This window comes from Novosphingobium sediminis (assembly GCF_007991615.1).
In the GTDB taxonomy this organism is placed as follows: Bacteria; Pseudomonadota; Alphaproteobacteria; order Sphingomonadales; family Sphingomonadaceae; genus Novosphingobium; species Novosphingobium sediminis.
Genome location: NZ_BJYR01000022.1, coordinates 15215 through 39279 on the forward strand (window position 1 = coordinate 15215; position 24065 = coordinate 39279).

A 24065-nucleotide genomic window follows, 5' to 3' on the forward strand; every position below is an offset into this window, starting at 1 on the left:
CCGAAGCCCGCATCAGGGGCCGCGGAACTTCACACCCACTTCGAGGCCGAAGTAGCGCGGAGCACCGAAGTTCGAGTTGAGCCACAGGCCCGCCACGTTCTGCGAAGCGATCCGGTAGCGCTCGTCGGTCAGGTTCCGGCCGATCGCCTTGATGTAGTACTTGTCGTCGATCTGCGAGAGCGTGAGCGACGCGTTCACCAGCGTGCGGGCGTTGAGGAACGTGTTGCCATCGATATCGGTGATCGACTGCGTATTGAGGTTCTTCGCGGTATAGGCCGCCGAAGCATTCGCGATGACCTTGAGGTTCGAACCGAGCGGCACTTCATAGGCACCGTCGATCGTCCACTGCCACTTGGGCGCGCGGTCCAGCGGTGCGTCGGCAAGGTTGTAGCCCGCGCCGGGGGCGGTGTACTGGTTGTACTTGCCGTCCTGGAAGCCAAGCACGCCGCGCAGGGTGAAGCCCTTGAACAGGCGCGCAGTCGCTTCAGCCTCGATGCCCTTCACCGTGGCGCTCGCCGCGTTGACGAACAGCGTGACCTGGTTTGGCGCACCGTTCACAACGATCGGCACGTTGAGCTGCTTCTGCAGATCCTTGTACTTCACGTAGAAGCCAGTGAGGTTGAAGCGCAGACGGTGATCGAAAAGCTCGGTCTTGATACCCGCCTCGAACGAGTCCGCCGTTTCCGGGCGGGTCGCGCGCGCCGCTTCACGGAACGCGTTGAGGTCGGTCGCGAAGGCCGCGAAGCCGCCAATCTGGTCGTTGAAGCCGCCGCTCTTGAAGCCACGCGAATAGTTCGCATAGGCGTAGATATCCGGCGTCGCCTGATAGCCCAGCGTCATGCGCCAGGTCGGCTTGTTCGACTTGTCGTTCACCGTGACCACGCCGGCGGGATACTTGAACACGCTCGCGCCCAGCGCTTCGCTGATCTGGATCGAGGGATCGAACCCGCCGTTGAGCTGCGGCACGAACACCTGGTTGCGGCCATACCAGGTCTTGTTTTCCCAGGTGTAGCGCACACCACCGGTCAGCGAGAGCTTGTCGGTGAGTTTGTAGGTGCCTTCAGCGAAGACCGCCTTCGAGTTGGACCGCTGCGCGTTGCAGAGAATGAACGGCGTATCGTTCCAGTTGCCGAAGGGCAGCGGACCCTGAACCAGATCGAGGAAGCCGAGGATCTGCGCAACGCAGAAGTCGACCGTCTCGCGCTGGTAGAAGCCGCCGATCACCGCATCGAACGCCGTGCCGGTGTTGGTGGCGAGGCGCAGTTCTTGCTGGAAGGTCTTGCGGTTGTCGTCACGCGTCGCGTCGAAGAACGACAGCGGCGTGCCATCGAGCCCGATCGGCGCCGCGCCCGCGTAGGAGTTCGGAATGCGCGAGATCTGACGGCGCCAGCCGGTCACCGAGGTGAGCTTGCCGAAGCCGAGATCGTAGTCGGCGTTCAGGTAGAACCCATCGACCGAAATGCGCTGGCCATTGCGCATCTTGATGAGGCCGTCCTGGCGATAGGTCACCGCAGCATTGTCAAGCGGATCGCTGCTCGCCGGGTTCTGGCGGACCGTATTGAGGATATCGGTCAGGAACGGCGTGGAGCCGGTGTAGGTGTAGTTCTCGTTGACCGAGGGCACCGTATCCGAACGATCGCGGAGCCATTCGTACTGAGCAAGGATCTTGAGGCGGCTGGTCGGCTCCCACAGCAGCTTGCCGCGCAGGTTGACCACGTCCTTGCCGCCGGCCCGCTTGCCATCAAGGCAGCCCGAAACGCCCGAGAAGTTGCCCGGAACAAAGCTGACGACCGGGCCGTAGCAGGCGCCGTTGCGATAGAAGCCATCCGATTTCTCGGCACCGGCAACGACGCGCAGCGCCATGTTGCTGAAGATCGGGATGTTGGCGGCCATCTGCCCCTTATAGGTGCCGAACGAGCCGACTTCCGCGCGGACATCAACGCCGATCACGCCGAGTTCGGGGCGCTTGGTCTTCACCGTCACAGCGCCGCCGGTGGTGTTCTTGCCGAACAGCGTGCCCTGCGGACCGCGCAGAACTTCGACCTGCGCCACGTCGAAGGTGTCGAGCAGCTGGGTCTGTACCGAAGGCACGACGAAATCGTCGACGAGCACCGCAACGGGCGGCTCGAAGTAGACGATGATCGAGGTCTGGCCGACGCCGCGCATCGCGAACGATGCGGCGTTGAAGTTGGTGATCGTGTTGGCCGAGAAGTTCGGCACGAACGCGGCGAGATCGCCGATGTCGCGCGGGCTCGACTGACGGATCAGCGAAGCATCGACCGCGGAAACCGCAACCGGCGTGCGCTGCAGGTTGGAATCGCGGCGGGTTGCCGTCACGACGATTTCGTTCAGCCGATCGCTCGACATCTCGTCCGCGCTGGACTGCGCCTGCGTCGTCTGTGCTGCCTGCGGTTCGTCGTTTGCGCCGCCCGCTGCTGCGTATGTCGGCGTTGCCATCATCGCTGCAGCCATTGCGCCAAATGCCGCCGACCAGCGAAGGTCCCTCAGTGCCATCCCCATCTCCTCATGCCCCGCATTTAGGTGCGGTGTGGCGCCAAGGATAAACTCCGGGACGCATTTTGCAAGCAGACATGTATGTTTTTTTAGAGAGGTGGCAGGGTACATGTGACGAGCCCGCCGCGCCCTGCCGTACTTGGCCCGCGCCCCCGCGTATCCTCACGTATTCGGCCCACCTGCGTGATCCGACGACACTTCCGGTCCCGGCACCCGGCCGAAGGCGATACTGCAGATAGCATCCAAACATTCATGATTGTTTTCAGATGGCGCCCGGCTATCATGCTCGCCAAGAAGGGCCGCGCAAAGCAGCCTGCGGGAGAGAAAGCAAAACCTAATGGCCAATCCGGGGGCCGATCTGGAAGCGCGCATCGCGCGGCTGGAAGCCGAATCACAGATCCGTCAGCTTGTCGCGCACTACAGCTTCGACATCGACGACCGCCGCATCGAAGCCGTGCGCGCGCTGTTTGCCGATGATGCCGTGCTGCGCTCGCACGACAGGGTGATGCACGCCGCAGGGCCCGATGCGATCATGGCGCAATTCGATGGCCGCTTCTCGGTGCTTGGCCCGGGCCACCATGTCATGCACGATATCCAGATCGATTTCGTGGACGAGGAAAACGCTACCGGCCGTGTTGCCGGACACGCCGAACTGATGCGCCATGGCAAGATGATGGTCGCCGCGATCCGCTACGATGATCGCTACCGCAAGACCGCCAACGGCTGGAAGTTCGCCGAACGCGTCATCGGCTTCCTCTACTACGTCCCGGTCGAGGCCTATCCGAACATTCTCGCCCGGCCAGACCGCAACCACGCCTATGCCGAGCCCAAGCTCGCCGACTACCCCGAGCAGCTGCCCAGCTGGACCGCATATGAAGCGGCGCACAAGCGCTAACCCGAAAGACCCCGCGAATGGCCTTCTCCTTCCTTTCCCGCTTCCGCATCCGTGCCGACAAGGAAGCCGAATTCATCGCCCTCGCCAGAGAAATGGAGGCACTCGCCCCCTCAGAGCCGGGCACCCTCGCCTATCAGTTCTACCGGCTTGCCGAACCCGGCATGTTCGCGGTCTACGAACGGTTCAAGGATGAGGAAGCCGACAAGGCGCATATGGCCTACCCGCACAACCAGCCGCTGATCGAGCGGATGATCGCCTGCATGGACGGCTCCTACACGCGCGAGCTGCTCTACGACCTCGAAGCCGGGGCCTGAAACCATGAGCGGAAAAAGCTTCATCGCGCAGCTGCGCACCAAGCCCGAAAAGCGCGCCGAACTGATCGCGCTGCAGACCGAACTCAAGCGGCTGGTCTTCGCGAACGAGCCCGGTGCCGTTGTCTACGAACTGTTCCAGTCTGAGGAAGACCCGGACCTGTTCCAGTGCGTCGCCACCTTCAAGGACGATGCCGCGTTCGAAACGCACATGCACATCGATTTCCATGACCGGCTGGTGCCTCCGGTCCTCGCGTGCCTTGCCGAGGACATGAAGCTCACATTCTACCGCTCGCTCGATTGAAGGGGCTCTTACGCATGCTGTTCAAGACAGGACGTCTCGCGGTCCTTTCCGGCTTCGCTGCGGTGGCGTTGGCCGCTGGCCTGAACGCCGCCACGCCGACGCGGATCAAGTCTACCGAGGACATGAATTCACGCGCCGGCCCCACGATCAATCCGGAAACCGCGCCGGGCCGTCCGCTGTTCGAACAGCACTGCGCGATGTGCCACCTCGGCGGCGTGCCCAAGGCACCCTCGCCCAACTTCCTTGCGATGCTGGCGCCCGATGCCATCGTTTCTGCGCTGACCAACGGGGTGATGCGCCAGCAGGCCGCGAGCCTGACCCCGGCCGAGAAGGTTCAGGTCGCCGAATACCTGACCCGCACGCCCTATGCCTCGTACCAGCGCCCGGCCCCGCCGCCGCGCTGCAAGGGTGCTGCGGCGAAGTTCGACATGACCGACGTTCCGGCCGACATCGGCTGGGGGCATGACAACCGCCGCTTCATTCCTGCCACCATCGCAGGCCTTGCCAAGGCAGACGTACCCAAGCTCAAACTGAAGTGGGCCTTCGCCTACCCGGCCGCCACCCACATCCGCTCGCAGCCCACCATTGCGTGGGGTACGCTGTTCGTCGGTAGCCAGGACGGGACCATCTACGCGATGGATCCGGACACCGGCTGCACCAAGTGGACCACCCGCCTCAGCGCCGAAGTGCGCACCGCGATCGTGGCTGATGCGGCCACCAAGCGGCTCACTTTCGGTGATCTCCTCGGCAAGGTCCACGTGCTCGACGCCTTGACCGGCAAGGAGATCTGGGCGCAGCGCATGAGCGATCACGCCGATGCCACGATCACCGGCACGCCGACGCTCGGCGGCGGCCTGCTCTTCGTGCCCGTCTCCTCGCTGGAGGTCGTGCAGGCCGGCAATCCCGCTTATCCCTGCTGCACGTTCCGCGGCTCGGTCGTCGCGGTCGATCCCGCCACCGGCGCGGAAAAGTGGCGCGCCTACACCGCAGGCCAGCCCGTGCCGCAGGGCAAGACGGCAGACGGCACCCAGATCCTCGGTCCGTCAGGTGCGCCGGTGTGGAACAGCCCGACCTATGACGCGGCCACGAACCGCGTCTATTTCGGCTCGGGCGAGAACTACTCAACCCCCGCCGACGACGGCTCGGATGCGGTCTTCGCGGTCGATGCCACCACCGGCAAACGCATCTGGAGCACCCAGCTCACGCTTGGCGATGCGTGGAACGTCGGCTGCATGATGGGCCTCGGCTCGTGCCCCAAGGAAGGCGGGCCGGACTATGACGTCGCTGCCTCGCCGCTCCTGATCGACACCGGAAACGGCGCGAAGATGCTCGTCATCGGCCAGAAGTCGGGTCAGGCTTGGGGCCTCGATCCCGATACAGGCAAAGTCAAGTGGATGACCCGCCTCGGCCACGGCGGCACGCAGGGCGGCGTTCACTTCGGCATGTCGGCTGAAGGAAACCGCGTCTTCGTGCCGATCAACGATATGGCCGATACCGGCGATGCCCGCCTCTATGATCCCGCGATCCGCGGCGCCGGGCTCCATGCGCTGGATGCCGCCACCGGCAACGTGATCTGGCAGGCCAAGGCCAAGGACAACTGCGAGGGCCGCAAGTTCTGCGATCCGGGCATTTCCGCCGCCGTCACCAGTATCCCCGGCGTCGTCTTCGGCGGCCATCTCGATGGCATGCTGCGCGCCTATGATGCCGATACCGGCGCCATCCTGTGGCAGTATGACACCACCCAGCCCATGCCCGCCATTGGCGGCCAGACGGCCAAGGGCGGCTCGATGAGCGGCCCCGGCGCGGCGGTGTGGAAGGGCAAGGTCTTCGTGAACTCGGGCTACGGCATGTACAGCCACGCCCCCGGCAATGCGCTGATGGTGTTCGAGGTGGCGAAGTAGGGGGCGGCGAAAGAGCACCGACGCGCCCACATTACACACCCCTCGTCATTGCGAGCGAAGCGAAGCAATCCAGAGCGTCCCGCACAAGCGCTCTGGATTGCTTCGTCGCTACGCTCCTCGCAATGACGAAGCTTAGACGATGAAAGGGGGCTACCCCCGCTTCGCCTCAAATTCGATATGCAGCGCCTTCAGGCTGCGCAGCAAGAAGTGCGGATGGACGGAAAAGTCGTTCGCCCCGTCCGCGAAGTGCATATCCTCGAACCGATCGACCACCGCCTGAAAACCCCAGGTCAGTTCGCGCCGGGCTAGCGGCGCGCCGAGGCAGTGGTGCGTGCCCGAACCGAAGCCCATGTGCGACCCCGCCTTGGGCCGATCGAGATCCAGCTTCTCCGGGCATTCGAACGCCCGCTCGTCGCGGTTGGCAGCAGCAAAGCGCACATTCACCAGCGCGCCCTTGGGGATCACCGCACCATCAATCTCGGTATCCTTGGCGCAGAAGCGCATCAGGCTCTGCACCGGGGATTCCAGCCGCACCACTTCCTCCACGAAGGTCTTCATGTAGCGCTCGGGATCGGACTTCAGCTTGTGCCAGACGTCCTTGTTCTCGATCAGCAGCTTCATCCCCGCCGCCAGCGCATTGGTCGTCGTCTCGCTGCCGCCGACGAAGGTGTCCGCCATCATCTCGGCGTGAAGTTCGTTATCATTGAGCGGCCGACCCCAGCCCTCGATCACGGTGTTCACCAGCACGCTGATGAGGGAATCATCAGGATTGGCCCGCAGTCGCTCGAAGATCGGCTGGAAATAGTGCTGCGCCTCGATCTCGCGGTCGACCATCTCGATCTCGTCTTCCTCGGGCAGCATCATCGAGATGCGCTTGAAGAAGGCGTCGGTCCAGCGCTTGATCTTCCACATGTCCTCGCGCTTGGCGCCCATCTGCTCGCCGATGATGTAGAGCGGCAGCGGCACGCAGAACTGGCTGACCCATTCGCAGCGCCCATCCGCCACAAAGCCGTCGATCAGCTCGTAAGCCAGGTTCTCCACCAGCGGATCGATTTCCTTGATCCGGCTCGGCTTGAACGCCTCGTTGAACATGGCGCGCATCTGCTTGTGGTTCGGATCGTCGCGCCCGCTCAGCGTCGGTTCGGGCAGCCAGCCGCGTTCCTTGAAGCGCTCCACCACCTTGCGCTGCCGCTCGACGTTGGCGGAAAGCGTCTGCAACCCGATCGAGCGCGGGCTGCTCGGGAAGGTCTCGGAATCGAGCAGCACGCGCCGCACGTCATCGTAGCGCGTCACGACATAGATGTTCGTACCCGGCTGGCGGTAGGCCGGCGCCTGATCCCGCAGCGTGCGGTAGGCGTCATAGGGGCACTGCTGGACCGCCGGATCGAACAGGTTGATTCCAAGATCGTCTGCCCCGTCGCTCATCGCACCACCACCCGTTCTTCACCCCACGGCGCAACAACGCCCTCGCGCTTGAAGGCGTCAGGCAGTTCCTCGACCATGTGCAAGGTCGCCGCCAGCCGCCCGAAGCCGACGAAGAACGCGCAGGTCATGCCCAGTTCGACAATCTCGGACTCGCTGAAATGCTCGCGCAGACCCGCATACATTTTCTCGTCGATGCGCAGGTGGTCGGTCGCAAACGCTTCGCCAAACTTGATCGCCGCCTTCTCGGCAGGCGTCAGGTTCTCGGCTTCCTGCGGCCTCTCCAGCGAACAGACGAGGTCTTCGGTCACGCCGTCCTCCATCGCGTCGGTATAGCGGATCGCCATGCAGCTGCGGCACTGGTTGAAGAACGCGATGCGCAGCCGGACCAGCTCCACCAGCTTTTCAGGCAGCTGCCGATGCACCTTCAGCGCGCCGGCGAACTGCATCATCCCCAGCACATGATCGGGGCAATGCGCGAGGAAGCGGATCATCCCCTGCTCGATCTCGGTGCGGTCTTCCGGCTTCAGCGCCGCGCGCAGGCGCGGGTCCCAGTCCTCGGGCGCAATCTTGGCGACGCGGGTCATGGTGTCTCTCTCCCGTCATGCGCTGCCAGATTATGGTCTTGGCAAAAGTGAGCATGGCAGCCTCCGCATTGGTCATGCACCATCGGCCCCACAACAACTGGCGATTTGAATAGAGCCGGGGGAGAGGGACAATGCAGCACGTCAATCACGAGCTGAGCCCGATGGCGTGCCCGCATGCTCTGGCCGACGTCGATCTGTTCGCACCCGGCGCCGCCGAACACTGGTACGAAGCCTACGCGATCCTCCACGCCGAAGCCCCGGTGCTGCGCCTACCCGGCGAGGGCCTGACACCAGAGCGCGACGCCTTCATCCTCTCCAAGTACGAGGACATCGCCCGCGTCGTGCGCGATTGGGACCGCTATCCGCCCACGCTCTCGCTTCTGCTGGAGGCGCGCAAGGCCGATCCCGCCTCGGTCCGCGCGATGCCCGATATCGACGCGATGGTGAAATCGATCGCCACCTTGCGCCCCAATCCCGAACTGTGGCGCGCCCACCGCCAGCAGCTTACCGATCCATGGGTCGGCCCCGGCGCCAAGCGCCACGAGGCGATGATTACCGGCCATGTCGATGCCCTGATCGACAGGTGGATCGCGGGCGAGACCTTCGATTTCGTCGCCGATTTCGCCCGCCCCCTGCCCCAGCGCACGATGGCCGATGTGCTCGGCTTCCCGCTCGAGGATGTGAAGGACCTTGAGATCTGGGGCAACGCGCAGGTCATGTCCTACGTCCACGGCTGCGGGCACAACAATGTGCTCACGCCCGAGCAAAGCGCCGAGAAGTTCCGCCTGCTCGCAGGCTTCTCGGACTATGTGCGGACCCACGTCCGCGCCCGCCGCGCCAATCCGGGTGAGGACATGATCTCCTTCCTCACCCAAGTCCATTACGAGGCGCTGGACCGCAAGCTGACCGACGACGAGATCGACGGCATCGTCTACGCCATGGTCATCGGCGGACTGGAGACGACGCAGTACGCGCTTGTCGAGCAGGCCCAACTCCTCATCGAGCGCACCGGCCTCTTCGCCAAGCTGAAGGCCGACCGCGCGCTGATCCGCCCGTTCACCGAGGAAGGCATGCGCCTGCGTTCACCCACGCAGGGCCTCTCCACCCGCATCACCTCGCAGGACGAGATCTTCCATGGCGTCCACGTCCCCGCCGGCTCCACGCTGCATTTGCGCTGGGGCGCCGCCAATATCGACCCGGACGAGTTCGACGACCCGCTCGACCTCAAGCTCGATCGATCGGCCGTCACCCGCCACCTCGCCTTTTCGGCTGGCCCGCGCGTCTGCCCCGGCTCGGGCCTCTCGCGGCTCGAACAGACCATCGCGTGGAACCGCCTTTGCGACCGGCTCGCCAGCCTCGACTACGCCCCCGGCAACACCTTCCTCCACCAGCCGGGCATCATGCTCGGCACGCTCGCGCTCCATTGCACCTTCGAACCGGAGACCACCGCATGACCACGCTTCTCGCGCATATCCGCATCAAGCCCGGCACCGAGGCGCAATGGGAGGAGATCATGGCAGACATGATCCACCAGACCTGGAGCACCGAAACCGGCGTGAAGCGTTACGAATACTGGAAGGGCGAAGCGCCGAACCTCTACTATTGCCTGCTCTCGTTCGATGACAAAGAGGCCTTCTACCGCCACCAGATGTCGCCGCACCACGAAGGCCACGATTTCGCCGCCGTGCTCGAAGACATCCGCCTTGAATACGTCGATCCGGTGAAGGGCGCCGGCGGCGGACTTCCCCCCACGGTCGATACCCCGCTCCCCGCCGATGCCGACGCCGATCTCAGGAGCGCGCAGGAGCGCTTCCCGCTCACCATCCCCGCATGGTGGACCGGCCGCGCATGAGCGCTGCCACAAGCCTCGAAGACCTGCTGGCTAAGGACGCCATCACCGACGTCCTCGCTCGCTATTCGCGCACGCTAGACTGGCTCGACGAGGAAGGGCAGGCGAGCTGCTTCTGGTCCGACGCTGCCATCGACTACGGCTTCTTCAAGGGCTCGGCAGCCGATTTCGTGCCCGTCGTCATGGCCATCGAGCGCCGCAGCGCCCGCCGCTGGCACCTCAGCGGTCCACCCGCCATCCGCCTTGTCAATGCCTCTCACGCCGAAGTCGAAACCTACGGCCTTACTGCAGGCGCGCGCCAAGGAGATGACGGTAGCTATGCCGGTACGATGTACGGCGGTCGCTATCTCGATGGCTTCGAGAAGCGCGGCGGCGAATGGCGCATATCCCGCCGTGACTACGTACTGGACTGGTCGCACCCGATCCCCAACCAGCCGGTGTTCGATCCCGACGCAGCCTTCCCGCTGCCGATCCTCGAAATCCTGCAAGGCGGACACGCTAAGTATCGCCCTCTTTAAGCCCCGGACCGACCCGCACCGCACTTGATCCGCATCAATGTCCGCCCGCGCGGCCCAGCGCATAACCCCTCTCGTTAATCGCACCTGGAGGGGTCCAATCATGTTCAAGAACAACATCGGCGATGCCGACCGCGTCATCCGCCTTGCCATCGCCGCCATTCTGATCGTGTTCAGCCTGATCGTCGGCCATCCCGCGCTCGCGCTGATCGCCATCGTGCCGATCGTGACCGCCTTCGCCGGTACCTGCCCGCTCTACAGCGTGCTTGGCCTGCACACCTGATCGCCGCGCACTTGCTCCGGCGCGCGCCAGACGGCATAGCGCCGGGGCTATGCATGACATCCGCCTGATCCGCGAGAACCCCGCCGGGTTCGACACCGCCCTCGCCCGCCGCGGCGTCGCCCCGCAATCGGCGGCGATCCTCGCGCTAGATGCCGCGCGGCGCGATGTCGCCACACGGATGCAGGAAGCGCAAGCCCGCCGCAACGAGGCCTCCAAGGCTATCGGCGCTGCCATGGGCAAGGGCGACAAGGACGCCGCCGAAGCGCTCAAGGCCGAAGTCGCCGAACTCAAGAACACGCTCCCCGCGCTCGAGGAAGACGAGCGGCGCCTCACTGCAGAGCTCAACGCCGTGCTTGCGGCGCATCCCAACCTGCCCGCAGACGACGTGCCCGAGGGTGAAGACGAAGCTGGCAATGCCGAAGTCAGCCGCTGGGGCACCCCGCGCAGCTTCGATTTCCAGCCCAAGGAACACGCCGATCTCGGCCCCCCGCTCGGCCTCGATTTCGAGACCGGCGCGCTCATCGCCGGCGCGCGTTTCACGTTCCTGCGCGGCCAGATGGCCCGCCTCCACCGCGCGCTTGCCCAGTTCATGCTCGACAAGCAGACCGGCGAGAACGGCTATACCGAATGCATGCCGCCGCTGATGGTGAAGGACGAAGCCGCCTTCGGCACCGGCCAGCTGCCCAAGTTCGCCGAGGATCTGTTCAAGACGACCGATGGCCGCTGGCTGATCCCCACCGCCGAAGTGAGCCTCACCAATTCGGTCCTCGGCCAGATCCTGCCAGACGCTGCACTTCCCCTGCGCATGACCGCACTCACCCCCTGCTTCCGCTCCGAGGCGGGCGCGGCGGGGCGCGATACGCGCGGGTTCATCCGCCAGCACCAGTTCGAAAAGGTCGAGCTCGTCTCGATCACCCGGCCCGAGGATTCGGACGCCGAGCACGAGCGCATGACCACGGCGGCGGAATCGATCCTTCAGGCGCTCGGCCTGCCCTATCGCAAGATGCTGCTCTGCTCGGGCGACATGGGCTTCACCGCGCGCAAGACCTACGATCTCGAAGTCTGGCTGCCCGGCCAGAACGCCTTCCGCGAGATCAGCTCCTGCTCCAACTGCGGGGACTTCCAGGCCCGCCGCATGAACGCGCGCTATCGCCCCGAAGGCGCGAAGGGCACGGAATTCGTCCACACGCTCAACGGCTCGGGCCTCGCCGTAGGCCGCACCCTCGTCGCGGTGCTGGAAAACTACCAGCAGGGCGATGGCACGGTGGACGTGCCCGAAGTGCTCAAGCCATATATGGGCGGCCTCACCCACCTGACCCCGCTCGGCTGATGCGGGGGCTCGGGCTGGCTTTCGCGGCGCTGCTCGTGTCGGCAGGGCTGGCGGCGCACGCGCAGCCGGAGAACCTGCTCCCGCCCAAGCACCGGGCGGCAGTGCCGGTAACAAAGGCTCCGGCCAAGCTTCCCGCGAAACCCCCGGCAAAGCGCGAAGCCGGCGCTCCCCGGCTGGCATGGCCCACCTCGGGCGCCGTCATCGCGCGGTTCGGTGCGCCGGTGAAGGGCCTCCCCAACAACGGCATCGACCTTGCCGCCTTCGCCGGGATGACCGTCCACGCCGCCGCCGCCGGCAAGGTGGTCTTCGCCGGCAAGGAACCCGAACGCTTCGGCCAGCTTATCGTGATCGACCACGGCAACAGCTGGGTCACCGCCTACGCCTACCTCGGCAAGGTCCTCGTCAAGGAAGGGCAGACGGTGAAGGCGCGGCAGGTCGTCGCGCGTATCGGCAAGAGCGGCGAAGCCAAACGCCCCGGCCTCCATTTCGAGCTGCGCAAAGGCACCGCCCCGCGCAACCCGGCGCTGTACTTGCCGATCAGGCTTTGAAGAGCCAGAACACCACGCCCATCAGCAGGTAGCTGGCAATCCAGAACGCCGCACCGCGCAGCACCTTACCCGCCGAAGCCCCGGCCCGCGCCTCGCCGATTGCCAGCGCCGGCGCCACGAACGCCAGCGCCAGCCCGCCCGACATCATGAAATAGAGCCACGGCTTTACGGCCAAAGTTGCCGCGCCGACCCGCGCGAACATGTGGCCCATCATCGCAGCCGTCAGCAGCAAGAGCGCGCCTGCCAGCAACACCTGCCCGGGCCGCCGCGCCGCCGGACCCTGCGCACCAGCGCCAAACGCAAGCGCCGCCAGTGCCGCCGCCGCCACTGCAAACCAGTTCACCGGCCCCATGCCATTCTCCTCGCAGACTCCCTGAACCGCTCATGCTGGGCCTGTCGAAGCATCATGCGCAGCCGCCGTGCCATACACCCATCGACAAGCTCAGGGTGAGCGGGAAATGGGGAAAGTGCGCGGACCCGTGACGGCCCGGCCAATTGCGTGTAAGCGCCCCCGCCATGGCCACCACACCCATCACCCTTCCGGACGCCCCCAAAGTCGGCATGGTCAGCCTCGGCTGCCCCAAGGCGCTCGTTGACAGCGAACGCATCCTCACTCGCCTGCGCGCCGATGGCTATGCCATGAGCGCGGACTATGCTGGCGCCGACGTCGTGCTCGTCAACACCTGCGGGTTCCTTGATAGCGCCAAGGAAGAAAGCCTCGCCGCGATCGGCGAAGCCATCGCCGAGAACGGCCGCGTGATCGTGACCGGGTGCATGGGCAACGAAGCGGACGCGATCCGCGCCAAGTTCCCCAGCGTCCTCGCCGTGACGGGCGCGCATCAGTACGAAGCGGTGGTCGAGGCCGTCCACGAAGCCGCGCCGCCCTCGATCAGCCCCTATGTCGACCTGATCCCGCAGGCCGATCCGGGCGACGTGAAGCTGACGCCGCGGCACTACAGCTACCTCAAGATTTCCGAAGGCTGCAACCACGCCTGCGCCTTCTGCATCATCCCGAGTCTGCGCGGCAAACTCGCCAGCCGCCGCATCGATGCCGTGCTGCGCGAAGCCGAAAAGCTGGTCGCCGCCGGTACCCGCGAACTGCTGGTGATCAGTCAGGACACCTCGGCCTACGGTGTCGATGTGCGCCACGAAACGCGGCAGTGGAAGGGCCGCGAGGTCCGCACCCACATGACCGACCTTGCCCGCGAGCTTGGCCAGCTGCGCACGCCGGACGGGCATACGCCGTGGGTGCGCCTCCACTACGTCTACCCCTATCCCCACGTCGATGCCGTGATCCCGCTGATGGCCGAAGGGCTGCTCACGCCCTACCTCGACATCCCGTTCCAGCACGCCAGCCCCAATGTGCTGCGCGCCATGAAGCGCCCCGCCAACGAGGCCAAGGTGCTCGAACGCCTGAAAGCCTGGCGCGCGATCTGCCCGGACATCGCCGTCCGCTCCAGCTTCGTCGTCGGCTTCCCCGGCGAGACCGAGGCGGACTTCCAGTATCTCCTCGACTGGCTCGACGAAGCCCAGCTCGACCGCGTCGGCGCGTTCCGCTTCGAACCCGTGGCGGGCGCCGCCGCCAACGACCTGCCCGATCCTGTGCCGGAAGAGGTCAAGGAAGAGCGCTACGCCCGCATCATGGCCAAGACCGAGGCCATCAGCGCCGCCAAGCTCGCCGCCAAGGTGGGCCGCACGATCCCGGTGATCATCGACGAAGTGGGCGAACCCGACGAGGACGGCGACGTGGGCGCGACCGCCCGCAGCCAGGCCGACGCCCCGGAAATCGACGGCGCCGTCTACCTGCGCAACGTGCCTGCCGATCTGAAGGCCGGCGACTTCGTGGATGTGCTGGTCGAGGACGCGGACGCGCATGATCTCTACGGGGTAATTCAGGCAGAGTCCTGAAGCGGGGCAAGTTGACACGGTTGACACAGTCCTGAGCGGAAATGTCAGGGGCCCGAATGGTGCCGTTTTTTCACCACGCCGAGGGGTATGGGAAGCAGCAGAAATGCGGGGCTGGCTGAGGACCATCACCGGACCATGCCGCAGGTGACGGCCTGTAGGACAGCGCTTTATAAATAACAGACGCGTCTGTTATTTATTGTGGTCTTCGCCCTCTCCATTCTTGCGCAGCACGAATGGGGAGGTGGCATGGGCGGAGCCGGTGGCGGAGGGGTTTGGGCGGTTGCTGAGGAAGGATGCCTCCGGCGGGCAAGGGCCATTGCCCTTGCATCACTGAGTTTGGACCGACGAGGCCACTTTGCAACCGCATAATAACTCAATCACCGCTTTCTGATTCTAAACTGTTGCGATATCTATTTTCGCAATGCGTTCGGATGGAAATCATCTCTTCTTTGATGGAGATGTAGGCGGCGACCCTCTGCCTGCACTGGCAGCGCTGCATAACCTCATCCATCGGTCAGGCTATCAAGATATTGTCCTAGACTTTAGACAAGCACAGCGGCTTTGGCCCGCGTACATGATTGCGCTTGTCACAATATGCCGGTCATATCGCTCTGAAAAAGTCGATTTTGAGATATTGCTTCCTGATGACCGGAAGATGGCTGGTCTATTTGTCAATACAAATTGGGCACATATAGTTTCGCCGGAAAAATTTGAATGCAAGGACGATCGAAATCCAAAGCATATGGCGGCTCGGCAATTCCTGACCGCACAGGAGCATTTTCAGGCTGTAGACGACAGTCTGTCCCTAATTTTAGGTACAGTTCCAGGAATTGACAGAAAACGAATTAAAGCGCTTGAGTGGGCTCTTAACGAAATAACTGACAATGTCCTAAATCACGCACAATCTCAAATCGGCGGAGTTATGCAGGTAGTCACATTTCCAAAACGAGGAAGGGTCGAGTTTTTTGTATGCGATGCAGGAATTACTATTCCGAGAAGCCTTCGCTCAGGAAGACCCGACATTAAAGATGATATTTCTGCAATACGTGCCGCGATTGAAGAGGGAGTCACTCGCAATAAACAAACCAACCAAGGAAATGGCCTGTATGGTACGTTTAAATGTTGCGAGGTAAGTGGCGGCGAGTTTACCGTAATTTCTGGTTTAACATCATTGCGCCACACACCTGGACATCTTCATGCGTCAAGAAACACTATCCCATTTGCTGGAACATTTGTCAGAGCCGCAATCGGTTACGAATTTGACCATCTATTAGAACGAGCGCTAGTTTTTGGTGGAAAACAACACGAGCCCGGATTCGACTATATCGAGCGCCATTATGAGAATGACAAAGACCGTATTGAATTTGTCGTAAGGTCAGAGATAGCCGCATTTGGAAGTCGCGACGCAGGAAAAATTGCATTTACAAAAATTGAAAACCTGATGAACAAAGGCTCAACACCAATTGAATTTGACTTCAAGGATATTCCATTGATCACCAGTAGCTTTGCGGATGAAGTTTTTGGGCGCTTATTTGTAAAACTAGGACCTATACGCTTCACTCAACTTTGCCACTTTAAGAATGTTGATCCTACAATCAGAGCCCTAATTGATAGAGCGATTTCTCAAAGGATGCGGGTTTCGATTTAAATCATAGTAAGTCCGAGGGATGCAAGGGCGATGGCCCTTGCCCGCAGGAGGCAGTCTTGTGCTGCTACCCCTCCACCACCCTGCGGGTGGTCCCCCTCCCCTTGCAGGGAAGGATTTACCCCTCCGTCAGCCCTTCGGGCTGCCACCTCCCCATTTGTCCCTGCGGGAAAAATGGAGAGGATCGGGTGGGGTGGGTTCGTGGGTGCCCCTCCACCACCTTCGGTGGTCCCCCTCCCCGTTCCGGAGAGGAACTAGCGCGGGAGTTCTGTCACGCCCATCAGGGCTTCGTCCACGGCGCGGGCGCATTGGCGGCCTTCGCGGATGGCCCAGACGACGAGGCTCTGGCCGCGGCGCATGTCGCCGCAGCTGAAGATGCGTTCGTGGCTGGTGTGGTAGTCGGTGGTGTTGGCCTTGACGTTGCCGCGCGCGTCGAGTTCGACGCCGGCCTGTTCGAGGAGGCCGGCCTTGCGCGGGCCGACGAAGCCCATGGCGAGGAAGATCAGGTCTGCGGGGATGACGAAGGTGCTATCGGGCACTTCCTCCATCTTACCGTTCTTCCATTCGACGCGGACGCATTCGAGGCCGGTGACGTCGTTTTCGCCGAGGACGCGCTTGGTGAGCACGGCGAATTCGCGCTCGACGCCTTCTTCGTGGCTGGACGAGGTGCGCAGCTTGAGCGGCCAGTTGGGCCAGGTCAGCGCCTTGTCTTCCTTTTCGGGCGGGCGCGGCATGATTTCGAGCTGGGTGACCGAGAGGGCGCCCTGGCGGTTGGAGGTGCCGACGCAGTCTGACCCGGTATCGCCGCCGCCGATGACGACGACGTGCTTGCCGGTGGCGAGGAGCGAGCCGCGCGGGGCGGCGCGGATTTCATCGTCTCCGGCGACGCGCTTGTTCTGCTGGGTGAGGAATTCCATGGCGTAGCGCACGCCGGGGAGTTCGAAGCCGGGGATGCCGATGGGGCGCGGATCTTCCGCGCCGCCGGCGAGGACGACCTTGTCGAAGTTTTCAAGCAAGCTGGCGACCGAGACGGTGACGCCGACTTCGACCGAAGTGCGGAACTCGACGCCTTCGGCCATCATCTGGACGAGGCGGCGGTTGATGAGGTGCTTCTCGAGCTTGAAATCGGGGATGCCGTAGCGGAGTAGGCCTCCGACGCGGTCCGACTTCTCGAACACGGTGACCGAGTGGCCGGCGCGGGCGAGCTGCTGCGCGCAGGCGAGGCCGGCGGGGCCGGAGCCGACGACGGCGACGGACTTGCCCGTCTTCTGCGCGGGGGCCTGCGGTTCGATCCAGCCTTCCTTCCAGCCCTTGTCGACGATCGCGCATTCGATCGACTTGATGGTGACGGGCTGGTCGACGAGGTTGAGCGTGCACGCCGCCTCGCACGGGGCGGGGCAGATGCGGCCGGTGAATTCCGGGAAGTTGTTCGTCGAGTGGAGATTGTCGAGCGCGGTGCGCCAGTCGTTCTCGTAGACGAGGTGGTTCCAGTCCGGGATCTGGTTGTTCACCGGGCAGCCGTTGTGACAGTACGGAATGCCGCAGTTCATGCAGCGCGCCGCCTGGCCCTTCAGCGTGGTGTCATCATGCGGGATCACGAACTCGCGGTAGTGCTTCAGACGCTCCTGCGGTGCGTCGTAGCTGCGATCCTTGCGATCGATTTCGAGGAAACCGGTTGCCTTGCCCATGTTCTTGCTACCCTGAATTATTCTGCGGCGACGCTGGCGGCTGCGGTGCGCTCGGCTTCGAGCTGACGCAGGGCGCGGGCGTAATCGCGCGGCATGACCTTGACGAAGCGGGGGAGCGCCTCGGCCCAATTGTCGAGAAGCGCGCGGGCGTGCTTGCTGCCGGTGTGGAGGTGGTGGCGCTCGACGAGGATGCGCAGGCGTTCAGCATCGTGGCGCAGCATGTCGCCCATGCCGAAGTCCGTCACGTCCACGCCGCGCTGCTGCGGCCTTCCGGTGCCGTCTTCCTCGTCACGCTCGGCCGAGACGGGGAGGATATCGACCATCGCGGCGTTGCAGAGGGCGGGGAAGCGGCCTTCGGGATCGTAGACGTAGGCTACGCCGCCCGACATGCCCGCGGCGAAGTTGCGCCCGGTCTTGCCGAGCACGACGACGACGCCGCCGGTCATGTATTCGCAGCCGTGATCGCCGGTGCCTTCGACCACCGCGACGGCGCCCGAATTGCGCACCGCGAAGCGTTCGCCCGCGACGCCGTTGAAGTAGGCTTCGCCCGCGATGGCGCCGTAGAGCACGGTGTTGCCGACGATGATGTTTTCCTCGGCAGCGCGTTCGACATGGGCCGGCGGGCGGACGATGACGCGGCCGCCGGAGAGGCCCTTGCCGACGTAGTCGTTGCCATCGCCCGTCAGATCGAGCGTGACGCCGTGAGCGAGGAACGCGCCGAACGACTGGCCCGCGACGCCGGTGAGCGTGACGTGGATCGTGCCCGAAGGCAGGCCGCGGTGGCCATGGCGCTTGGCGACTTCGCCCGAGAGCATCGCGCCGACGGTGCGGTTGACGTTGCGCACCTTGCTTTCGATGCGGACGACTTCGCCGCGTTCCAGCGCAGGTTCGGCGGCGGCGATCAGCGTGTTATCGAGCGCTGCATCGAGGCCGTGATCCTGCGTGCCGCTCCAGCCGAGCGTGGTGCCCGGCGCGGGTTCGACCTTGTGGAGCAGGCGCGAGAGATCGATGCCGCGCGCCTTCCAGTGCGTGATCGCGCTGCGGGTATCGAGGCAATCGACGCGGCCGACCATCTCACCGACGGTGCGGAAGCCGAGTTCGGCCATGATCGCGCGCAGTTCTTCCGCCACGAAGAAGAAGTAGTTGATGACGTGCTCGGGCTGGCCGGTGAAGCGCGCGCGCAGCACCGGGTCTTGCGTGGCGACGCCGACCGGGCAGGTGTTGAGGTGGCACTTGCGCATCATGATGCAGCCTGCCGCGATGAGCGGAGCGGTGGCAAAGCCGAACTCGTCCGCGCCGAGAAGCGCAGCGACTGCAACATCGCGCCCGGTGCGCAGGCCGCCATCCGCCTGCACCGCAATGCGGCTGCGCAGGTTGTTGAGGAGCAGCGTCTGCTGGGTTTCGGCGAGGCCGATTTCCCAGGGCGAACCAGCGTGGGTCAGCGAGGTGAGCGGCGAAGCGCCGGTGCCGCCTTCGTAGCCGGAGATCGTGACATGATCTGCGCGCGCCTTGGAAACGCCCGCAGCCACGGTGCCGACGCCGACTTCGGAGACGAGCTTGACCGAAATGCGCGCCTTGGTGTTCACGTTCTTGAGATCGTGGATCAGCTGGGCGAGATCCTCGATCGAGTAGATATCGTGGTGCGGCGGCGGCGAGATCAGGCCGACACCCGGGGTCGAGTGGCGGGTCTTGCCGATCACCTTGTCGACCTTGTCACCCGGCAGCTGGCCGCCTTCGCCGGGCTTGGCGCCCTGGGCCATCTTGATCTGGATGTCGTCGGCATTGACGAGGTATTCGGTGGTGACGCCGAAGCGACCCGAGGCGACCTGCTTGATCGCCGAGCGCATGGAATCGCCGTTGGGCAGCGGCACGAAGCGGTCCGGCTCCTCGCCGCCCTCACCCGTGTTCGACTTGCCGCCGATGCGGTTCATCGCGACAGCCAGTGTGGTGTGCGCCTCGCGGCTGATCGAGCCGAACGACATCGCGCCGGTGGCGAAGCGCTTGACGATATCGCTCGCGGATTCGACTTCATCGAGCGGCACGGGCGCGTTTGCGGGCTTGAATTCAAGCAGGCCGCGGATCGTCAGCATGCGGGCCGACTGATCGTTGATGGTCTGCGCAAACTCGCGGTACTTGTCCGGGATGTTGCCGCGCACCGCGTGTTGCAGGGCGGCGACGTTCTCCGCAGTCCACGCATGTTCCTCGCCGCGCAGGCGCAGCTGGTACATGCCGCCAACGTCGAGCATCTTGCGGTAGACCGGGCTGTCCCCATAGGCGACCGCGTGGCGGCGCACGGTTTCTTCCGCGATTTCCTGCAGGCCGACGCCTTCGATGGTGGTGGCGGTGCCGGTGAAGTACTTGTCGATGAAGGCCGACGACAGGCCGACCGCATCGAAGATCTGCGCGCCGCAATAGGACTGGTAGGTCGAGATGCCCATCTTGGACATGACCTTGAGAATGCCCTTGCCCACCGCCTTGATGTAGTTCTTCTCGACCTCATAGGCCGAAAGCGGCAGCTCGCGGTTGACGCGGATCGATTCCAGCGTCTCGAACGCAAGGTAGGGGTTGATCGCCTCTGCGCCGTAGCCTGCGAGGACGCAGAAGTGGTGCACTTCACGCGCTTCGCCGGTTTCCACGACGAGGCCGGTCTGCATGCGCAGGCCCTGCCGGACGAGGTGGTGGTGGACGGCGGCGGTGGCGAGCAGCGCCGGCATGGCAATGCGGTTCGCGTCCTGCGCACGGTCGGACAGGATCAGGATGTTCTTGTCCGCCAGCACGGCTTCGGTCGCCGCCCAGCACATTTCCTTGATCGCCATTTCGAGGCCCGCAGCGCCCGTGCTGGCGTCCCAGGTCGTGTCGATCGTCTCGGTTCGGAAGGCGCCGTCGAGCGCGGCTTCGACCGAGCGGATCTTGGCGATATCGGCGTTGGTCAGGATCGGCTGATCGACTTCGAGGCGCTTGTGCGTGCCGGCATCGTGGCCGAGCAGGTTCGGGCGCGGACCGATCATCGAGACAAGGCTCATCACGAGCTCCTCGCGGATCGGGTCGATCGGCGGGTTCGTCACCTGCGCGAAGTTCTGCTTGAAGTAATCGTAGAGCAGGCGCGAACGATCCGAGAGGACGGCGATGGGCGTATCGGTGCCCATCGATCCCAGCGGATCATCGCCATTGATCGCCATCGGTTCGAGGAACCGCGAGATGTCTTCCTGCGTGTAGCCAAAGGCCTGCTGGCGGTCCAAAAGCGAGGAGGTCGGCTCGGGAAGCGCGGCTTCCTCGGGCTCGACTTCGGCGAGTTCCTTGAGCTTGTACTGCGCGGAAGCCAGCCACTCCTCATAGGGCTCTTCGCCCGCGAGCTGCGCCTTGATTTCCTCGTCTTCGATGATGCGGCCCTGCTCGAGGTCGATCAGCAGCATGCGGCCCGGTTGGAGGCGCCACTTGCGCACGATGTCTTCCTCGCGGAAGGGCAGCACGCCGCTTTCCGATGCCATGCAGACGAGATCATCGCGCGTGATCGAGAAGCGTGCGGGGCGCAACCCGTTGCGGTCCAGCGTGGCGCCGATCTGGCGGCCATCGGTGAAGGCGACGGCGGCGGGGCCGTCCCACGGCTCCATCAGCGCGGCGTGGTATTCATAGAACGCGCGGCGCTTGGCATCCATCAGCGGATTGCCGGCCCAGGCTTCCGGAATGAGCATCATCACCGCGTGGGCAAGGCTGTAGCCGCCCGCGAGCAGCAGTTCGAGCGCATTGTCGAGGCTGGCGGTATCCGACTGGCCGTGCGGGATGAGCGGCCACATCTTGTCGAGATCGGGGCCGAGCAGCTCCGATTCCATGGTGCGGCGGCGCGCGTTCATCCAGTTGACGTTGCCGCGCACGGTGTTGATCTCACCGTTGTGGGCGATGAACCGGTAGGGGTGCGCGAGCTTCCAGCTGGGGAAAGTGTTGGTCGAGAAGCGCTGGTGGACGAGGCCGAGCGCCGAGACGCAGAGCGGATCGCGCAGGTCATCGTAGAACGAGCCGACCTGATCGGCGAGCAGCAGGCCCTTGTAGACCACGGTGCGCGACGAGAAGCTGGGCATGTAGAGCTGGGTAACGCCCGGCAGCCCGTGCTTTTCGGCCATGGCGGCGAGCGGGTTCTGCGTCTGCTTGCGGATCGCGAGCAACTTGCGCTCGAACGCGTCCTGATCGGGGCAGTTTTCGCCGCGGCGGATGATGCACTGGCGCACGACCGGCATCTGTTCGATCACCGTCTTGCCGAGACCGTCGAGCGTGGTGGGCACATCGCGCCAGCCAACGAGGTGCTGGCCTTCCTTGGCGATGAACTTCTCGAAGAAGGCGGTCACGAAATCGCGCGCGGGTTCATCCTGCGGGAGGAAGCACATCGCGACGGCATAATCGCCGGGCGCAGGCAGATCCTTGCCCTCAGCCTCGGCCCAGCGGCGCAGCAGCGCATCGGGGATCTGGATCAGGATACCGGCGCCGTCACCCAGCAGCGGATCTGCACCCACCGCGCCGCGATGATCGAGATTGCGCAGGATTTCGAGCGCCTGCTCGATAATTCCGTGGCTTTTGATGCCTTTGATATGCGCGACGAAGCCGACGCCACATGCGTCGTGTTCGTTACGCGGATCGTAAAGGCCCTGAACCTGCGGAAAACCCATCACAATTTTTCGCCCTGCACTCAGTCTGATGACGTCGGTTGATACGCCCAGCGCGAATCACGCTGCCCAGAGGACAACGAAAGTTGCGCGGAATCCCCCCATGACTGCAGGAAAGTTATTTTGCAATGCCGCTGCGCGAATTGCCCGAAGGGTCCGGCGACGATCCGGTCGGAAATACGGATGCATGGTCAGGCCCGGCTTCTACCGGGCATTGGCAGCGGCCTTGCCGTAGCGTCATGCGGGTGCGTTCAGGCGCGCGCCGTCATCCGCTGGAGCGTGGCCAGAGCTGAGCGCAGCGCCTCGTCCGTTTCGGGCCCCGGTGCCGAAGCCGCGGCTGCGAGCGACAGCGAGGGCACAGCGGGTTCGGCCGGCCGGAGCGGAACGACCGCTTCAAGAGGCGCGGGGACGGGCATGGGGCGCGTGAACGTGCGCGGCGCGGTGGCGGCTTCCGTCATGCTGCCGGACATGTCGCCGGCTACAAGCGCGCTGAGGCGGCGCAGGATCGCTTCGCGCGAGGAGCCGACTGCGGGCGCTTCGGTGACGCTGGCGATCTGCGGGCGGGAGAAGGGACCGGACACGGCATCAGCTTCGGCTGAGGTGGCAGCCGCCTTGGCCGCTGCTTCGGCAGCTTCATCGGCCTTGATAACCGCCTCGTTGGCAGCCTTCTGCTCGGCGATGGCGAGCGCGAGACGCTCGATCAACTGGACGAGGCCGAGATTTTCGAGCGGCGCACCGGCAACCGGCGACCACTTGCCATCGGGCGCATCGGGCAGCGAGGCGGCGAAACCGGCGGGCAATTGCGGCGTTGCGGCAATCAGCGCGGGGGCAGCCGGGATGGCTGCGGCGACGGGCTCGGGCTCGGATTCGACCTCAGGCGCGGGCGCGGGTTCAGGTTGGGCCGGAGCCTCGACCATCTCTTCCACGGCGGGGAGGATCGGTGCGGCGGCGGGTTGCTGGAACGGGTCATCGAGATCGAGCGCGGAAAGATCGAGCGGGCGGATCACGCCGGTGCCGCCGGGCACGTATTCGGGAATCCACGGGCCGTTGTCGGAAGCCGGCTCGCTCACCGCCTGATTGCGCTTGCGGCGCAGCAGCGGCGCGGCGGGTTCGGCTGGTTCTTCGAGGAACGGATCGGCGAACGCTTCGGCCAGCACCAGCGGACGGCGCGGCGGCGCATCCGGGTGGGCATCGCGCGCACGCACCTTGAAAGCGTCTTCAGCTTCCGGTTCAGCGACCGGGGTAACCACGACAGTCGGGACGACAACGGGGACGACAACCGGTGAACTTTCGGCGGCAGTACGCGGACGCAGACGCAGCGCCAGAGCAAGGCCAAGGGCCGCGCCGAACAGGGCGAGCGCGAAGGCGACCAGCAGATGCGCGGTAAAACCAAGCGGCGGCGCGGCGGCAGGGACAACCGCCGGAAGCCCGGTCTTGAGGACGATGGCGCCGAGCAAGGCACCGGGAATGGCAAGGCTGCCAAGGCCGAATAGCGCCGCGAACCATACAGCCGCAAGGGCCGGGAACAGACGATGCGCGGTTACCGGCGCGTTGGGCCGTTTGCGGGCACCTGCAGCCGCGCGGCGCGGCTTGGACGGCGCCGCCTCCAGATCATCCGGATGGGGTTTCACCCAGTTCGTACTGGCCTGAATTTTCTGGCGAAACGTACTCATGGCGCGTGTCGGACCCCGGTCGAATAGTGTCCCCGGA

General features: G+C 64.5%; 19 protein-coding genes. 12 read left to right on the forward strand and 7 right to left on the reverse strand.

Annotation, left to right across the window (positions count from 1 at the left end):
* Nucleotides 1–12 precede the first annotated feature (12 nt).
* On the reverse strand, nt 13–2514 hold the full coding sequence (locus tag NSE01_RS16555) for a TonB-dependent receptor (protein ID WP_147160758.1): 2502 nt from the start codon (nt 2512–2514) through the stop codon (nt 13–15).
* Between the two features lie 337 nt (nt 2515–2851).
* On the opposite strand from NSE01_RS16555, the gene NSE01_RS16560 reads away from it, so the two are divergent.
* From NSE01_RS16560 to NSE01_RS16575, 4 genes are read left to right on the forward strand one after another with little or no spacing between them, the layout of a single operon-like run.
* On the forward strand, nt 2852–3409 hold the full coding sequence (locus NSE01_RS16560) for a nuclear transport factor 2 family protein (protein WP_147160759.1): 558 nt from the start codon (nt 2852–2854) through the stop codon (nt 3407–3409).
* Between the two features lie 17 nt (nt 3410–3426).
* Nucleotides 3427–3723 carry a putative quinol monooxygenase gene (locus tag NSE01_RS16565; protein ID WP_147160760.1) on the forward strand — a complete coding sequence of 99 codons (297 nt, stop codon included), beginning with the start codon at nt 3427–3429 and terminating at the stop codon, nt 3721–3723.
* Between the two features lie 4 nt (nt 3724–3727).
* Nucleotides 3728–4024: a putative quinol monooxygenase gene (locus tag NSE01_RS16570; RefSeq protein WP_147160761.1), complete on the forward strand. Its 297-nt coding sequence runs from the start codon at nt 3728–3730 to the stop codon at nt 4022–4024.
* A gap of 14 nt (nt 4025–4038) precedes the next feature.
* The gene (locus NSE01_RS16575; protein ID WP_147160762.1) at nt 4039–5925 is read left to right on the forward strand and encodes an outer membrane protein assembly factor BamB family protein; all 1887 of its coding nucleotides are present in this window, start codon (nt 4039–4041) and stop codon (nt 5923–5925) included.
* A 150-nt stretch (nt 5926–6075) separates the two neighbouring features.
* Here NSE01_RS16575 and NSE01_RS16580 read toward each other — a convergent pair whose 3' ends face one another.
* Both NSE01_RS16580 and NSE01_RS16585 read right to left on the reverse strand, forming a co-directional pair.
* Nucleotides 6076–7350 (reverse strand): cytochrome P450, encoded by a 1275-nt coding sequence (locus NSE01_RS16580; protein ID WP_147160763.1) that lies wholly within the window; start codon nt 7348–7350, stop codon nt 6076–6078.
* On the reverse strand, nt 7347–7934 hold the full coding sequence (locus NSE01_RS16585) for a carboxymuconolactone decarboxylase family protein (protein ID WP_147160764.1): 588 nt from the start codon (nt 7932–7934) through the stop codon (nt 7347–7349). The genes NSE01_RS16580 and NSE01_RS16585 overlap by 4 nt, the downstream gene beginning before the upstream one ends.
* 131 nt (nt 7935–8065) lie before the next feature.
* Between NSE01_RS16585 and NSE01_RS16590 the strand changes: the two genes are divergently transcribed.
* From NSE01_RS16590 to NSE01_RS16615, 6 genes are all read left to right on the forward strand, one after another.
* The gene (locus tag NSE01_RS16590) at nt 8066–9388 is read left to right on the forward strand and encodes a cytochrome P450 (protein WP_170233876.1); all 1323 of its coding nucleotides are present in this window, start codon (nt 8066–8068) and stop codon (nt 9386–9388) included.
* Nucleotides 9385–9786 (forward strand): putative quinol monooxygenase, encoded by a 402-nt coding sequence (locus tag NSE01_RS16595; RefSeq protein ID WP_147160765.1) that lies wholly within the window; start codon nt 9385–9387, stop codon nt 9784–9786. Before NSE01_RS16590 ends, NSE01_RS16595 begins: the two co-directional genes overlap by 4 nt.
* On the forward strand, nt 9783–10301 hold the full coding sequence (locus NSE01_RS16600) for a nuclear transport factor 2 family protein (protein ID WP_170233877.1): 519 nt from the start codon (nt 9783–9785) through the stop codon (nt 10299–10301). Before NSE01_RS16595 ends, NSE01_RS16600 begins: the two co-directional genes overlap by 4 nt.
* Nucleotides 10302–10401: 100 nt before the next feature.
* Nucleotides 10402–10581: a YgaP family membrane protein gene (locus tag NSE01_RS16605; RefSeq protein ID WP_170233878.1), complete on the forward strand. Its 180-nt coding sequence runs from the start codon at nt 10402–10404 to the stop codon at nt 10579–10581.
* A gap of 49 nt (nt 10582–10630) precedes the next feature.
* Nucleotides 10631–11911: a serine--tRNA ligase gene (gene serS / locus NSE01_RS16610; RefSeq protein ID WP_147160768.1), complete on the forward strand. Its 1281-nt coding sequence runs from the start codon at nt 10631–10633 to the stop codon at nt 11909–11911.
* Nucleotides 11911–12459, forward strand: a complete 549-nt coding sequence (locus NSE01_RS16615) for a murein hydrolase activator EnvC family protein (protein WP_147160769.1) — start codon at nt 11911–11913, stop codon at nt 12457–12459. The genes serS and NSE01_RS16615 overlap by 1 nt, the downstream gene beginning before the upstream one ends.
* Here NSE01_RS16615 and NSE01_RS16620 read toward each other — a convergent pair.
* On the reverse strand, nt 12449–12811 hold the full coding sequence (locus NSE01_RS16620; protein ID WP_147160770.1) for a DUF1761 domain-containing protein: 363 nt from the start codon (nt 12809–12811) through the stop codon (nt 12449–12451). The two genes, NSE01_RS16615 and NSE01_RS16620, sit on opposite strands and share 11 nt — an antisense overlap.
* Nucleotides 12812–12975: 164 nt before the next feature.
* Between NSE01_RS16620 and rimO the strand changes: the two genes are divergently transcribed.
* A complete protein-coding gene (gene rimO / locus NSE01_RS16625; RefSeq protein ID WP_147160771.1) occupies nt 12976–14367 on the forward strand; it encodes a 30S ribosomal protein S12 methylthiotransferase RimO in 1392 nt (463 codons plus the stop codon).
* 421 nt (nt 14368–14788) lie between these two features.
* On the forward strand, nt 14789–16015 hold the full coding sequence (locus tag NSE01_RS16630; RefSeq protein WP_147160772.1) for an STAS-like domain-containing protein: 1227 nt from the start codon (nt 14789–14791) through the stop codon (nt 16013–16015).
* A gap of 251 nt (nt 16016–16266) precedes the next feature.
* On the opposite strand, the gene NSE01_RS16635 is transcribed toward NSE01_RS16630, so the two are convergent.
* The 3 genes from NSE01_RS16635 to NSE01_RS16645 all read right to left on the reverse strand — a co-directional run bounded on the left by NSE01_RS16635 (nt 16267) and on the right by NSE01_RS16645 (nt 24028).
* The gene (locus tag NSE01_RS16635) at nt 16267–17700 is read right to left on the reverse strand and encodes a glutamate synthase subunit beta (RefSeq protein ID WP_147160773.1); all 1434 of its coding nucleotides are present in this window, start codon (nt 17698–17700) and stop codon (nt 16267–16269) included.
* Nucleotides 17701–17717: 17 nt separating this feature from the next.
* Nucleotides 17718–22358 carry a glutamate synthase large subunit gene (gltB, locus tag NSE01_RS16640; RefSeq protein WP_147160774.1) on the reverse strand — a complete coding sequence of 1547 codons (4641 nt, stop codon included), beginning with the start codon at nt 22356–22358 and terminating at the stop codon, nt 17718–17720.
* 248 nt (nt 22359–22606) lie between these two features.
* A complete protein-coding gene (locus NSE01_RS16645; protein ID WP_147160775.1) occupies nt 22607–24028 on the reverse strand; it encodes a hypothetical protein in 1422 nt (473 codons plus the stop codon).
* Nucleotides 24029–24065 lie beyond the last annotated feature (37 nt).